Genomic DNA, 14,649 nt, shown 5'->3' with positions numbered 1-14,649 from the left:
CCGATGAGTATGTTGCGCGCGATGCAAAGAACCAGTCTGAATATCCCTATGTCCGTAACCCAGCGCAGCGTGTGCGTGCTCGCCTTGTCCCTGTTGATGACAGCCTGTGCATCCCGGCTCGATCAGGCGCCGGTCGTCGACCGCTCCGGCGGCAATGTGCTCAGCACGCAAGCTGCGCAGCAGCCGCCGGTGCCGCTCGGGCCGCCGCCGCCGGGCTACTACCGCGTGAAGCCCGGTGACACGCTGTATCGGATCGCACTCGAGAACGGCCAGAACTACCGTGACATTTCCGCGTGGAACAATCTCACGAACCCGAATCAGATCGAGGTGGATCAACTGCTGCGCGTCGTGCCGCCGGGCGCGAATACCGCCGCGTTGACGCCGGGCGTGACGACCGCGCCCATCGGCAGCACCGGCACAGTGCAGGGCGCGCCGCTTAACGGCACGTCGCCGCCCGCAGGTGGTGCGGCCGGCGTCGCCGCGCCGCCGATCTACGGTACGACTGCGAACAACGCTGCGCTCACGCCGCCGTCCAGTACAGGTGCGGCAGGTGCGGCGAGCGATTCGAGCGCCGGCGCATCCGGCAACGTGAACTTCGCGTGGCCGGTGCGTGGCCCGTTGCTCGGTACATTTAACGATTCGACAAACAAAGGTGTCAACATTGGCGGCGCGGCGGGCGATGCAGTAAAGGCCTCCGCCGACGGCCGCGTGGTTTATGCCGGAAATGGGCTGCGTGGTTACGGCAATCTCATTATCATCAAGCATGATGCAACTTATCTCACCGCATATGCACACAACCGCTCTTTGATGGTAAAAGAGGGGGACGCGGTAACGAAAGGGCAGAAAATCGCCGAGATGGGTAACAGCGATTCAGACCGCGTCATGTTGCATTTCGAAGTTCGCCGACAGGGTAAACCTGTCGACCCACTGAAGTATTTGCCGCCGCAATAAGCGATACGACCATGCCGAAATCGAAGCGCCGCCTGCCGCAAGCCGAATCTGAAACGATCAGCGATGCCACGTCCGCTTCGGTGGACGAAAGCGGCGCTTCCGAAGCGGAAGAAGAGACTGTTGAAGAACGCGAACTCGACGAGCGTCAAAGCGCGGAAGAAGGCGGCGACGCGCGCGAAGGCGCGGCCGAAGTCGTGCCCGACGCCGACGACTTCCGCGCGCTGCTGCAGGCCGAGCTGACGGCCGACACGATCCAGCATTATCTGAACCGCATCAGCGTAAAGCCGCTCCTCACTGTCGAAGAGGAGCAGAAGTACTCCCGTCTTGCGAAGGCGGGCGAGTTCGAAGCACGGCAGGTAATGATCGAGCGCAATCTGCGGCTTGTCGTCAGCATCGCTAAGGGTTATCTGAACCGCGGCGTGCCGCTGCTCGATCTGATCGAAGAGGGCAACCTCGGCCTGATGCATGCGATCGAAAAATTCGATCCCACGCGCGGCTTCCGGTTTTCTACTTACGCGACGTGGTGGATCCGACAGAGCATCGAGCGCGCGATCATGAACCAGGCGCGCACCGTGCGCTTGCCGGTGCACGTGATTCGCGAGCTCAATCAGGTGCTGCGTGCAAAGCGCCATCTGGAAAAAAACTCGATGAATTCGGGCGAAGCAGCCGAGCGCCGCGACGCCAGCATCGACGACATTGCGTATCTGACTGGTAAGACCACTGACGAAGTCACTGACATTCTCGCGCTGAACGAGCACACGGCGTCGCTCGACGCACCGCTCGATCTCGATCCCGCCAGCAGCCTGCTCGATCTGTTGTCCGATGACCAGAGCCAGTCGCCGGACGCGGAGGTCCAGCATCGCGAACTGGAAACGCTCACGCGCGCGTGGCTTGCACGCTTGTCGGACAAGCATCGTCATGTGATCGAACGCCGGTTCGGCCTGAACCACATCGAGCCCGCCACGCTCGAAGAACTCGCCGATGAAATGGGCCTCACGCGCGAGCGTGTGCGCCAGATCCAGCAAGAAGCGCTCGTGCGCTTGAAGCGCTTTTTCGCCTCTAACGGCGTTCGGAAAGACGCCGTTCTCTGACCAGATGACACCGATTCTTGTTTTCGACATCGAGACGATTCCCGATGTCGCCGGCATCCGCCGCCTCGAAGATTTGCCCGCCACAATGAGCGACGCCGAAGTCGCCGAGCATGCGTTCGCTGCCCGCCGCGAGAAGACGGGCAGCGATTTTCTACCGCATCATCTGCAACGGATCGCCGCAATTTCCTGTGTGTTCCGCGACAACAACGGTTTTCGCGTGCGCTCGCTCGGCACGCTGGAAGACGGCGAAGCGGCGCTCGTGCAGTCGTTTTATCGCGTGATCGAGAAGTACACGCCGCAGCTCGTGTCGTGGAACGGCGGGGGCTTCGACTTGCCGGTGCTGAACTATCGCGCGCTCGTCAACGGGATACCCGCCTACCGGTTCTGGGATCTCGGCGAGGACGACCGCGAGTTCAAGTGGAACAACTACATCAGCCGTTATCATGCGCGCCACACCGATCTGATGGACGTGCTCGCGATGTACCAGGCGCGCGCCAACGCGCCGCTCGACGCGCTGGCGAAGATGTGCGGCTTTCCCGGCAAGATGGGCATGGATGGCAGCCAGGTGTGGCATGCGTATCAGGAAGGGCGGATTGGGGAAATCCGCAATTACTGCGAGACCGACGTCGTCAATACGTATCTGCTCTATTGCCGCTTTCAGCTCATTCGCGGTGCGTTTTCCGCCGCGGAATACGCCGACGAGATCAATCTGGTCAAGAACGCACTGGCGGTCGAAACGGCGCCACAATGGGCGGAGTATCTTGCAGCGTTCGATCAGTAGCGCTGCAGGCGGTCCGGCGATGCGCGTGGGGTGAGGGCGTCGCCCGGCGCTTCGTCTACAATCTCGCCTTTCCCCAAAGTTTGCCAGGAAGTAGCAGGTGTCCCGAACTGCCCCCCACCGTCGCTCGCCGAAGCGCCCGTCGAAATCTCATAAGACGCCCGCTCCGGCGCCAGCGCTCGTCATTACCGGCAATGAACCGGTCATTGAAATCGTTTCACTCGATATGGAAGCCCGCGGCGTTGGCCGCATGGAGAGCGAGGACGGCACGCCCGGCAAGGTGGTCTTCGTCGAAGGCGCGCTGCCCGGTGAGCGCGTGAGCTACTCGACACATCGCAGCAAGCCGAAATTCGAGCAGGCCGAAGTCGTCCAGGTGTTCCGCGAAAGCGTGATGCGCACCAAGCCGAAGTGTGTGTACTTCGACATTTGCGGCGGCTGTTCGATGCAGCATCTGGATATTCGCGCGCAAGTCGCGGTCAAGCAGCGCGTGCTCGAGGACAACCTTCAGCATCTGGCGAAGCTGCGCCCCGAAACGGTGTTCCGGCCGATTCACGGACCGGCTTGGGGCTACCGCTACCGCGCGCGTCTCGCGGTACGTTTTCTGCCGGAAAAAGGCGGCATGCGCATCGGCTTTCACGAGAAGAAAAGCAGCTACATCGCGGATATGAAAACTTGCGAAGTTCTGCCGCCGCATGTGTCAGCCATGCTGATGCCGCTGCGCTTCATGGTGCGCAAGCTGTCCATTTACGATCGCATGCCGCAGCTCGAACTGGCGGTCGGGTCGTCGGTGACGGCGCTCGTCGTCCGCAACCTGGAGCCGTTGACTCCTGCCGACGAGCAGGTGCTGCGCGAATTCGCCGACGAGCACAAGGTCCAGTTCTGGATTCAGCCGGGCGGGCCCGACACCGTCACGCCTCTCTATCCGCTCGATGTGCAGCTCGACTACACGCTGCCGGAATACGACATGCGGATGCCGTTCAAGCCGACTGACTTCACGCAGGTGAATCACGCGATCAACCGCGTGCTCGTGAGCCGCGCGCTACGCCTGCTGGCCCCGGCGCGCAGCGACCGCGTGCTCGACCTGTTCTGCGGCATCGGCAACTTCACGCTGCCGCTCGCGCGTGTCGCGAAGGAAGTAGTGGGTATCGAAGGCAGCGAAGTGCTGACCTCGCGCGCGCTCGCCAACGCGGAACTGAACGGCGTGGCGGCGCATACGTCGTTCGCGTGCCGCAATCTTTTCGAAGTCACCGCCGACGACATTCGTGCGCTCGGCCACTTCGACAAGTTCCTGATCGACCCGCCGCGCGAAGGTGCGCTCGCGGTCGCGAAAGCTTTGGCGGAGATTGCTCAGAGCGGCGACGGGCCGCTGCCGCAGCGTATTGTCTACGTGTCCTGCAACCCGTCGACGCTTGCGCGCGACTCCGGTCTGCTCGTGCATGAGGCGGGCTATCGGCTAGTGGGTGCGGGTGTCGTCAACATGTTCCCGCACACGTCGCATGTGGAGTCGATTGCGTTGTTCGAGCGCGATTGACGAAGCGCGAACGCAGAACGCATCAGCGAACGCATAGACCGACGCTTGGATCCACCGCGCAAAGCAAAACGCCACGACTTACGTCGTGGCGTTTTTCACTTGCAGCCGATGTTTCAGCGTGCCGCGCGGCTTAGAACTGCCACCACGACTTTTCCTTACCCGGCCTTGCATGACCCGTGATGTACGGGCTGTCGGGGAAGGTGCCGGCCAGGACGCGCTTCGTGTCGTCGGCCAGTTGCGGCTGGTTCAGCTTCTCGTACGACAGCATCATGATGTGCAGTGCGTCTTCGATAGCCGGTGCGTTCTTGTATTCCTTCAACGCGAGTTGCGCGCGGTTGATCGCAGCCACATAGGCGCCGCGGCGGTAGTAGTAATCTGCCGCGTGGACTTCGTGAGACGCGAGCGCGTTCACGATGTAGCGCATGCGCTGTGCGGCGTCGGGCGCGTATTTGCTGTTCGGATAACGGTCGACGACGACCTTGAACGCGTCGTACGACTCACGCAGCGACTTCGGATCGCGCTCGCTCATGTCCTGACCGGAGAAGCGGCCGAAGAGACCGAGGTCGTCGTTGAAGTGGATCATGCCCTTCAGGTAGTACGCATACGCGATGTCCGGGTGATCCGGGTGCAGCTGGATGAAGCGGTCGATAGCCTGGTCGGCGGCCGCGGCTTCATTGTCTTTCCAGTTGCAATACGCGACGTTGATCTGCGCCTGCTGTGCGAAGTGGCCGAACGGGTCGCGGCCTTCGAGCATTTCGAAGTATTTCGCGCACTTGCCGAAATCGCCGCCGCTCAAGGCGTCGTTCGCCTCCGTATATAATTTGTTGTTGTTCCACGTTGCCGTTTCGTCGGTCTTCTCCGGCAGGCCGTGGCAAGCCGCAACAACCGCGACGGCTGCGGCACACGCAATGTATCCGGCCACTTTCCGGGCCGCGTTCTTCATGGCCTTCAAATTGATCGCCGCTTTAGTGATGGTGTTCAAGGCTCGCATTTTCCAGTCTAGCTTTACGTCCAGGTGACCCAGACTCAATGACCCGCTCAAATACTCCAGGCGCTGCAACCGGTGCCGGGAATAGCAACGAAGATTATAACGTAAGCGCCGACCCCTCCGACGCGTTGGGCGCCGATTCGCTCGACGACGATCTCGGCGTCGACGCGCTCGGCGAGGCCCGTGCGGCGAGCACGATACCCACCGTGGCGAACCGTGTCACCGACGAAACCCCGCGCCATGTCGTGGTGCCGGACGAACTGGCGGGCGAGCGCCTCGACAAGGTGCTCGCGCGCGTCTTCCCCGAGTTTTCGCGCAACCGCCTTCAAAGCTGGATCGAGGCGGAGCGCGTGCGCATCGACGGCAAGCCCGCGAAAATCCGCCAGCCGGTTCCGCTCGGCGCGACGATCGAACTCGTGCCGGATCTGCTGCCCGAACAGCTCGCGTTCACGCCCGAACCAGTGCCGCTGGAAATCGTCTACGAAGACGACACGCTCGTGGTCATCAACAAACCGGCCGGCATGGTCGTGCATCCCGCGGCCGGCAACTGGAGCGGCACGATGCTGAACGGTCTGCTGTACCGTTACGGAGACGCGGCGGCGGGCTTGCCGCGCGCGGGCATCGTGCATCGGCTGGACAAGGAAACGTCAGGGCTGATGGTGGTTGCGCGCACGCTCGAAGCGCAGACCGACCTCGTGCGCCAGTTGCAGGCGCGCACGGTGAAGCGCCGCTATCTCGCGCTCGTGTGGGGCAACATGCCCGAAGAAGGCACGATCGACGCGCCGATCGGCCGCGATCCGCGCGAGCGTACCCGCATGGCAGTGGTTACGGGCGCATCGGGCAAACCGGCGCGCACCCATTTCCGGCGCGTCGATACGGCAATCTGGCAGCGTCAGCCGGTCACCGCGATCCACTGTGATCTGGAAACAGGACGCACGCATCAGATTCGCGTGCACTGCGCGCACATTGGCCATCCGCTGCTTGGCGATCCTGTCTATGGGCGCGCCCGCGGCAAGCGCTCGGTGACGCCGCTGCCGGGCGAGTTCGCGCGTCAGGCGCTGCATGCATGGCGCCTTGGTCTGATTCATCCGAAAACCGGCCGCACGATGCAATGGCGCGCCGACGTGCCCGAGGACATCGCGGCGCTGTCGGCGGCGCTCGGTCTCGGCCGCGACGATGCGGGCGAGTTCGACGAGACGTACTATGAGGAAGACGGCTACGAAGCGTCGCTTGGCGAGGAGATGGACGACCTCGATGAGCACGATGAAGGCGACGCAGCCGCGGACCATTCAGAGCAAGACGAGGACGATCGCGCATGACGAGCCTGCCGCAACTGAGCTTTGCCGATGTCGTGCAACCCGCCTGGAACGTGGCGCCGCGCGTGCGTGCGCTCGTCACCACACGCGACGGCGGCGTGAGCGAGCCGCCGTTCGGGCGCTGGCGCGACGGCGCGGACCAGCCCGGCGGCCTGAATCTCGGGATGAAATCCGGTGACGATCCGGCGGCCGTCGCCGCCAATCGCGCGCGGCTCCTGGAACTAGCTGGCTTGACTGAGGCAGCGTGGCTCGATCAGGTTCACGGAGCGCGCATCGTGCGTGCAGAAGACGCGCTTAGCGAAGCGCGCGCGAGCGGTGCGCCGGCGCAGGCTGACGCGAGCGTTACCGATCGCGCGGGCATCGCGTGCGTCGTGATGATCGCCGACTGCATGCCGGTGCTGTTGTGCGACGAAGCGGGGCGCGCAGTCGGCGCGGCGCATGCGGGATGGCGCGGACTCGCGGCAGGCATCGTGGAGCAAACGGCGCAGCGTGTCGCGGAACTCGCCGGCGTGCAAGCGGGCGCGTTGCACGCGTACCTCGGACCGTGCATTGGACCAGAGTCGTTCGAAGTAGGTGCGGACGTGCGTGACGCCTTCATGAACGGCACGGACGAAAGCGGGCGCGAGGCCACGGCTGGTGCTTTCGTCAAACATCCGCGAAACGCCGGCAAATACCTTGCGGACCTTCCTGCGCTCGCGCGCTTGCGTTTGCAGCGGCTCGGCGTGACGCGCATTGCCGGCGGCGATCTGTGCACGGTCACGCAACGTGAACGGTTCTATTCGTATCGTCGCGATCGGGAGACTGGCCGGATGGCCGCCTTGATCTGGCTCGACGATCAGGCACAAACACTCGGTGACTGACGTTCAGCGACTGACCCGCGGTGTGATCCGAGGCCTAACGATATGACGACTAACGTGCGGCCCCGGCACACGGCGATCGTTCGCACGCGTCGCACGCCGCGCTATCTAGGAGCACGCGTCTGCCCGTTTCCCATAGCGGGAACTACGCTTTTTGCTGCGCTGCCGGAACCTGATCGAGTCGATAAACCAGCCGCGATTCAGCGCTGTGCTGCGCTTAATAAATGTGATTAAAGCGCCGTAGAACGCGAGCTTTTTTGCAGATCAGCCATGCGTTTGACATATGGCCGAAAATCACGTCAGGCGATACAGGGAAAACGATAATTAAAAAACTATCGCACTGCGGCAAAATCGGGAACAAGCATTGACATGCCTTGCGATGGGGAGCAAGAATGTTTCTCACAGCTCCTCGTACATGGGACAGGGCGTGACGAGGGCGCGAGCGATCGCCCACGTGCGCATGAACCTGCCTCTCAACCGTCCGCAAGGACTTACCGGTCAAAAGCAGGTATGGCAGCTTCTCATTCCTCAGCTTCCCCCAGCACCGACTCCTCGAAGGAGCAAACGCAGCAGGCCGACACGAGCGGAGCTACACCGGCCGCGGGCATGCAGCAATTTTTCGACGCCTGGTTAAATGCGTGGCGCGCGCTCGGCGCGGCGCCCGCTGGCAACGGCACGCCGTTCGCCATGCCGCAGGTTCCTCCAGCGCAAGGCGCAGCACCCTGGAGCTTGCCGCAAATGCCGTCGTTTTCAGGAACATTTCCTGGAACATTCCCAGCGACGTTTCCTGGACTCGGGTCTTTCCCCGGCTTCCCAGGCATGCCTGACTTCAGCAAGCTGGCAGCGGGTGCGATGCCAGCCATGCCGTCGCTGGCAGGCTTGAACATGCCAGCCGCGGCGATTCCGCCCGAGCGTCTGCAGAAACTGCAAGCCGACTACACGCGCGAAGCAATGGTTCTGCTTCAGCAGGCGAGCGGCAACGGCGCGGCACCAAAGGCGCCCGAACTCAAGGACCGCCGCTTCAGTTCGGACGCATGGAGTTCCACGCCGGCCTTCGCATTCACCGCCGCCTGGTATCTGCTGAACGCGCGCTATCTGCAGGAAATGGTCGACGCGCTGGAAGCCGAACCGAAAGTGCGCGAGCGCATCCGCTTCGCAGTTCAGCAATGGACGGCCGCCGCATCGCCGAGCAACTTCCTCGCGTTGAATCCCGAGGCGCAAAAAACCTTGCTGGAAAGCCATGGCGAGAGCTTGCGTCAAGGCGTGATGAATCTGCTTACGGACATGCAGCGCGGCAAGATTTCGCAAACAGACGAATCGCGCTTCGTGGTCGGCGAAAATCTCGCGACCACCGAAGGCTCGGTCGTTTTCGAAAACGAGCTGATGCAGCTGATCCAGTACAAGCCGCGCACGGCGACCGTACGCGAGCGTCCGTTGCTGATCGTGCCGCCTTGCATCAACAAGTACTACATTCTCGACCTGCAGCCGGAGAACTCGCTGGTCGCGCATGTGCTCGATTCGGGACATCAGGTGTTTCTGATTTCCTGGCGTAACGCGGATGCATCGATCGCCCATAAAACGTGGGACGACTACGTCGGTGATGGCGTTCTCACGGCATTGGAAACGGTGAGCCGGATCAGCGGGCGCGAGCAGATCAACACGCTCGGCTTCTGCGTAGGCGGCACGCTGCTCGCCACGGCGCTCGCGGTGGCCGCGGCGCGCGGCGAACATCCGGCTGCGTCCATGACGCTGCTCACCGCGATGCTCGACTTCTCCGATACGGGCGTACTCGATATCTTCGTCGACGAAGCGCATGTGCAGATGCGCGAGCAGACCATCGGCGGCAAGAACGGTACGCCGCCGGGACTGATGCGCGGGGTCGAATTCGCCAACGCGTTTTCGTTCCTGCGGCCGAACGACCTCGTGTGGAACTACGTGGTCGACAATTATCTGAAGGGACGCACGCCGGTGCCGTTCGACCTGCTGTACTGGAACAGCGACTCGACAAGCCTGCCGGGCCCCATGTATGTCTGGTATCTGCGCAATACGTACCTCGAAAACCGTCTGCGGGAGCCAGGCGCGCTGACTACTTGCGGCGAGCCGGTGGACCTGTCGAAGGTCGACGTGCCCACCTTCATCTACGGTTCGCGCGAAGACCATATCGTGCCGTGGCAAACGGCTTATGCGTCGGTGCCGCTCCTCACCGGTCCGTTGAAGTTCGTACTCGGCGCGTCGGGTCATATCGCCGGCGTGATCAATCCGCCCGCGAAAAAGAAACGCAGTTACTGGACGCTCGAGGGCGAAACCGCGGAATTGCCGGAAACGCCCGACGAATGGCTCGGCGCGGCGAAAGAAGTGCCCGGCAGCTGGTGGCCCGAGTGGACCACATGGCTCGATCAGTACGGCGGCAAGAAGGTGAAGCCGCGCGCGGTGGCCGGATCGCAGGAGTTCCCGGTAATCGAGCCGGCGCCGGGGCGCTACGTGCGGCAGCGCGAGTAAGGCGCTACGGCGTGCGGTTCGACCGGACGCAGGCAACGGGACGAGTGAGCGTTTTTGACGAGCAACAAGATTTTTAACGTGACGGGCTGCGGCGTAATCAGCCGATGTGCCCGGAGGATATCGAAATGACTGATGTTGTGATCGTATCGGCCGCCCGTACGGCAGTAGGCAAATTCGGTGGGTCGCTGGCGAAGATCGCGGCGCCCGAACTCGGCGCGACGGTGATCCGCGCGGTGCTGGAACGCGCGGGCATGAAGCCCGAGCAGGTGAGTGAAGTAATCCTGGGTCAGGTGCTCACGGCGGGCTCGGGGCAGAACCCGGCGCGCCAGTCGCTGATCAAGGCCGGCCTGCCTGCGGCAGTGCCCGGCATGACGATCAACAAGGTCTGCGGTTCAGGCCTGAAAGCGGTCATGCTGGCCGCCAACGCGATCATTGCGGGCGACGCGGACATCGTGATCGCCGGCGGTCAGGAAAACATGAGCGCCGCACCGCACGTGCTGCCTGGCTCGCGCGACGGTTTCCGTATGGGCGACGCAAAGCTGATCGACTCGATGATCGTCGACGGCCTCTGGGACGTGTACAACCAGTACCACATGGGCGTAACGGCTGAAAACGTCGCGAAGGAATTCGACATCACGCGCGAACAGCAGGACGCGTTTGCGGCGTTGTCGCAGAACAAGGCCGAAGCCGCGCAGAAGTCGGGCCGTTTCGACGACGAAATCGTGCCGGTCGAAATCCCGCAGCGCAAGGGCGACCCGGTGCGTTTCGCCACCGACGAGTTCGTGCGCCACGGTGTGACGGCTGAATCGCTTGCAGGGCTCAAGCCGGCTTTCTCGAAGGAAGGCACGGTCACGGCGGCCAACGCGTCAGGTCTGAACGACGGCGCGGCGGCGGTGCTCGTGATGTCCGCGAAGAAAGCGGAAGCGCTCGGCCTCACGCCGCTTGCGCGCATCAAGGCGTACGCGAACGCGGGTGTCGATCCGAAGGTCATGGGCATGGGCCCGGTACCGGCTTCGCGCCGCTGCCTCGAGCGGGCAGGCTGGAGCGTGAACGATCTCGACCTGATGGAAATCAACGAAGCGTTCGCCGCGCAGGCGCTCGCGGTACACAAGCAGATGGGCTGGGACACGTCGAAGATCAACGTGAACGGCGGGGCGATTGCGATCGGCCACCCGATCGGTGCGTCCGGCTGCCGGATTCTCGTCACGCTGCTGTATGAAATGCAGAAGCGCGATGCGAAGAAGGGTCTCGCTTCGCTGTGTATCGGCGGCGGCATGGGCGTCGCACTGGCGCTCGAGCGGGTTTGAACGAGCGCGCGCCCCGCCTGTGCGCGAGGCGCCAGGAGGTGCCGGACCAGGTGTTCAGGCGCGCCGCACGCGGCGCGCGAGCGCAGTAGCGGCCTCACAGCCGTTCGCGAGAGGGCGGCGCGATCAAGCATCAGGCGAGGGCAGAGGTAGCCGGTCGGAACAGCCGGTCGGCGCCTCGAAAACGATAATGGAGTCAAGGTCATGACACAGCGAATTGCGTATGTAACGGGCGGCATGGGCGGCATCGGCACGAGCATCTGCCAGCGGCTGCACAAGGAAGGCTACAAGGTCATCGCGGGCTGCGGTCCGAATTCGCCGCGCCGCGTGAAGTGGCTCGAAGAGCAGAAGGCGCTGGGCTTCGATTTCGTCGCGTCCGAAGGGAATGTCGGCGATTGGGAGTCGACCAAAGCCGCGTTCGACAAGGTCAAGGCCGAAGTCGGCGAGATCGACGTGCTGGTGAACAATGCGGGCATCACCCGCGACGTGGTGTTCCGCAAGATGACCCACGAAGACTGGACCGCGGTGATCGATACCAACCTAACGAGTCTCTTCAATGTCACCAAGCAGGTGATCGACGGTATGGTGGAGCGCGGCTGGGGCCGCATCATCAACATTTCGTCGGTGAATGGGCAGAAGGGGCAGTTCGGCCAGACCAACTACTCGACCGCGAAGGCCGGCATTCACGGCTTCACGATGTCGCTCGCGCAGGAAGTGGCCACCAAGGGCGTGACGGTCAACACCGTGTCGCCGGGCTACATCGGCACGGACATGGTCAAGTCGATCCGCCCCGACGTGCTGGAAAAGATCGTTGCGACGATTCCGGTGCGCCGCCTCGGACAGCCGGACGAAATCGGCTCGATCGTGGCGTGGCTCGCGTCGGAAGAATCGGGTTTTTCGACGGGCGCGGATTTTTCGCTGAACGGCGGTTTGCATATGGGCTGAGTTACAGGCGCGCCGCTCACAAGGCAGCGCGGTCTGGCTCGGATGGTTCCGGCGGCGTCCCGGTTGCGCAAATGCCCGATTGCGCAGCCGGCACGCCGTCCGCGCTCTACTTGCGCTCAAAGGCGTTACATGACTACTACTACAAAGAAAGCAGCCGAACGACTGATCAAGAAATATCCGAATCGTCGGCTGTACGATACCGAGACAAGCACGTACATCACGCTGACGGACGTCAAGCAACTCGTGCTGGACCAGGAGGATTTCAAGGTCATCGATGCCAAGAGCAACGAAGACCTGACGCGTGCGATCCTGCTGCAGATCATCCTCGAGGAGGAGAGCGGCGGCTTGCCGATGTTCTCGTCGTCGATGCTGTCGCAGATCATCCGTTTCTACGGCCACGCGATGCAGGGCATGATGGGCACGTATCTGGAGAAGAACATCCAGGCTTTCATCGACATTCAGGCAAAGCTCGCCGATCAGTCGAAGAACCTGTATGAAGGCAAGGCGATGAACCCCGAGGTGTGGTCGCAGTTCATGAACATGCAGGCGCCGATGATGCAGGGCATGATGACGAGCTACATCGAGCAGTCGAAGAACATGTTCGTGCAGATGCAGGAGCAGATGCAGAACCAGGCGAAGTCCATGTTCGCCACGTTCCCGTTCACGCCGGGCGGCGCGGTCAACGTGCCGGGCGGAGCCAATACCGCGGCGCCCGCTAGCCCGCAGGCCAATCCCGAACCGGAAAAGAAGTAGCCGTCCGAGCCCGCCAGGCGCGGCGTCTCGCCGTGCAGCGCATAGCGGCGCGGACTTGCGGCATGGCTGGTGCGGCGCGCGGCAGGCTGAGCGGCGCGAGCGCGGTACAATAGCGGGTTGCGTGCGCGGGACGCTCGTTCTCAGGATCTGGGCGTTGTGAACGACCCGTTCTCCCGTCCTCGCCGCGCTGTCCCGATCGTCCCCATTGTCGCCACGTCACCGCTATACGCCGGATTCACCTATGCCGCAGACCATTTCCTCCACCTCGCCGACGCCTTCCAGTCCGAAGGTCGGCTTCGTCAGCCTCGGCTGCCCGAAAGCTCTCGTCGACTCCGAGCAGATCATCACGCAGCTGCGCGCCGAAGGCTATGAGATTTCCGGCACGTATGACGGTGCGGACCTCGTGGTCGTCAATACCTGCGGCTTCATCGACGAAGCGGTGCAGGAAAGCCTCGACGCGATCGGCGAAGCACTCAATGAAAACGGCAAGGTGATCGTTACCGGCTGCCTTGGCGCGAAGAAAAGCGCGAGCGGCTCGGGGCTCATCGAAGAAGTGCATCCGAAGGTGCTGGCCGTCACCGGTCCGCACGCGTTGGGCGAAGTGATGCAGCATGTGCACACGCATCTGCCGAAGCCGCACGATCCGTTCGTCGATCTCGTGCCGGCCGCTGGCGTGAAGCTCACGCCGCGTCACTACGCGTATCTGAAAATTTCCGAAGGCTGCAATCACCGCTGCACGTTCTGCATCATCCCTTCCATGCGCGGCGATCTCGTATCGCGCCCGGTCGCGGACGTGATGCTCGAAGCGGAAAATCTGTTCAAGTCCGGCGTGAAGGAACTGCTCGTTATTTCGCAGGACACGAGCGCATACGGCGTCGACGTCAAATATCGCACGGGCTTCTGGAACGGCAAGCCGATCAAGACGCGCATGACCGACCTGGTTGGCGCGCTCGGCGAACTGGCCGCCCAATACGGTGCGTGGGTGCGCCTGCACTACGTGTATCCGTATCCGAGCGTGGACGAGGTCATCCCGATGATGGCGGCAGGCCCATACAAGGGTCACGTGTTGCCGTATCTCGACGTGCCGTTCCAGCACGCGCATCCTGAAGTGTTGAAGCGCATGAAGCGCCCGGCCAACGCCGAGAAAGTGATGGAGCGCGTGAAGGCGTGGCGCGAAATGTGCCCCGATCTGACGATCCGCAGCACGTTTATCGCGGGCTTTCCGGGCGAGACCGAAGAACAGTTTCAGACGCTGCTCGACTTCATCCGCGAGGCCGAACTGGATCGTGTCGGCTGCTTCGCCTACTCGCCGGTTGAAGGCGCTACGGCGAACGAACTCGACGGCGCGTTGCCCGATGAAGTGCGCGAGGAGCGCCGTGCGCGTTTCATGGAAGTGGCCGAAGAGGTGTCGGCGAAACGCATCGCCAAGAAGGTCGGCAAGACGCTGAAAGTGCTGGTCGACGAGATCAATGCCGACGGCGGTATCGGCCGCACCGCGGCAGATGCGCCGGAGATCGACGGCGTCGTGTATATCGCGCCCGCCGTGAAGGCGTCGAAGCGTTACAAGGTCGGCGATTTCGTGTCGGTGAAAATCACTGGCGCGGACGGCCACGACCTGTGGGGCGAGGTCTGAACG

At 62.8% G+C, this 14,649-nt stretch carries 12 protein-coding genes; 11 read left to right on the top strand and 1 reads right to left on the bottom strand.

The window, feature by feature from the left end; all coding sequences use genetic code 11:
- Positions 1-3: 3 nt before the first annotated feature.
- From ACTJLB_RS21230 to rlmD, 4 genes are all read left to right on the top strand, one after another.
- Positions 4-951 carry a peptidoglycan DD-metalloendopeptidase family protein gene (locus ACTJLB_RS21230; RefSeq protein WP_408189732.1) on the top strand — a complete coding sequence of 316 codons (948 nt, stop codon included), beginning with the start codon at positions 4-6 and terminating at the stop codon, positions 949-951.
- Between the two features lie 11 nt (positions 952-962).
- On the top strand, positions 963-2,042 hold the full coding sequence (gene rpoS / locus ACTJLB_RS21225) for an RNA polymerase sigma factor RpoS (protein WP_020065857.1): 1,080 nt from the start codon (positions 963-965) through the stop codon (positions 2,040-2,042).
- Between the two features lie 4 nt (positions 2,043-2,046).
- On the top strand, positions 2,047-2,823 hold the full coding sequence (locus ACTJLB_RS21220; RefSeq protein WP_440784362.1) for a 3'-5' exonuclease: 777 nt from the start codon (positions 2,047-2,049) through the stop codon (positions 2,821-2,823).
- Positions 2,824-2,920: 97 nt separating this feature from the next.
- Positions 2,921-4,351: a 23S rRNA (uracil(1939)-C(5))-methyltransferase RlmD gene (gene rlmD / locus ACTJLB_RS21215; RefSeq protein ID WP_440784361.1), complete on the top strand. Its 1,431-nt coding sequence runs from the start codon at positions 2,921-2,923 to the stop codon at positions 4,349-4,351.
- Between the two features lie 130 nt (positions 4,352-4,481).
- Here rlmD and ACTJLB_RS21210 read toward each other — a convergent pair whose 3' ends face one another.
- Complete coding sequence (locus tag ACTJLB_RS21210) at positions 4,482-5,294, bottom strand: outer membrane protein assembly factor BamD (RefSeq protein WP_123282643.1); 813 nt, start codon at positions 5,292-5,294, stop codon at positions 4,482-4,484.
- 86 nt (positions 5,295-5,380) lie between these two features.
- Here ACTJLB_RS21210 and ACTJLB_RS21205 point away from each other — a divergent pair, with 86 nt between their 5' ends.
- The 7 genes from ACTJLB_RS21205 (at position 5,381) to rimO (ending at position 14,646) form a co-directional block, all read left to right on the top strand.
- On the top strand, positions 5,381-6,658 hold the full coding sequence (locus ACTJLB_RS21205; RefSeq protein WP_440784360.1) for an RluA family pseudouridine synthase: 1,278 nt from the start codon (positions 5,381-5,383) through the stop codon (positions 6,656-6,658).
- Positions 6,655-7,515 (top strand): peptidoglycan editing factor PgeF, encoded by an 861-nt coding sequence (gene pgeF / locus ACTJLB_RS21200; RefSeq protein ID WP_440784358.1) that lies wholly within the window; start codon positions 6,655-6,657, stop codon positions 7,513-7,515. The genes ACTJLB_RS21205 and pgeF overlap by 4 nt, the downstream gene beginning before the upstream one ends.
- Positions 7,516-8,118: 603 nt before the next feature.
- On the top strand, positions 8,119-10,011 hold the full coding sequence (phaC, locus tag ACTJLB_RS21195) for a class I poly(R)-hydroxyalkanoic acid synthase (protein ID WP_440784497.1): 1,893 nt from the start codon (positions 8,119-8,121) through the stop codon (positions 10,009-10,011).
- 125 nt (positions 10,012-10,136) lie between these two features.
- Positions 10,137-11,318, top strand: coding sequence for an acetyl-CoA C-acetyltransferase (locus tag ACTJLB_RS21190; protein WP_020065864.1), 1,182 nt, complete (start codon positions 10,137-10,139; stop codon positions 11,316-11,318).
- Between the two features lie 201 nt (positions 11,319-11,519).
- Complete coding sequence (locus tag ACTJLB_RS21185) at positions 11,520-12,260, top strand: 3-ketoacyl-ACP reductase (protein WP_020065865.1); 741 nt, start codon at positions 11,520-11,522, stop codon at positions 12,258-12,260.
- A 129-nt stretch (positions 12,261-12,389) separates the two neighbouring features.
- A complete protein-coding gene (gene phaR, locus ACTJLB_RS21180; protein WP_020065866.1) occupies positions 12,390-13,013 on the top strand; it encodes a polyhydroxyalkanoate synthesis repressor PhaR in 624 nt (207 codons plus the stop codon).
- 241 nt (positions 13,014-13,254) lie between these two features.
- Positions 13,255-14,646: a 30S ribosomal protein S12 methylthiotransferase RimO gene (gene rimO, locus ACTJLB_RS21175; protein ID WP_042318966.1), complete on the top strand. Its 1,392-nt coding sequence runs from the start codon at positions 13,255-13,257 to the stop codon at positions 14,644-14,646.
- Positions 14,647-14,649: the final 3 nt, after the last annotated feature.

The organism is Paraburkholderia sp. 22098 (genome assembly GCF_052045935.1).
GTDB classification, from domain to species: Bacteria; Pseudomonadota; Gammaproteobacteria; order Burkholderiales; family Burkholderiaceae; genus Paraburkholderia; species Paraburkholderia caledonica.
The sequence above is the reverse complement of the archived record's forward strand: the minus strand, read 5'-3'. Positions and strand labels throughout refer to the sequence as shown.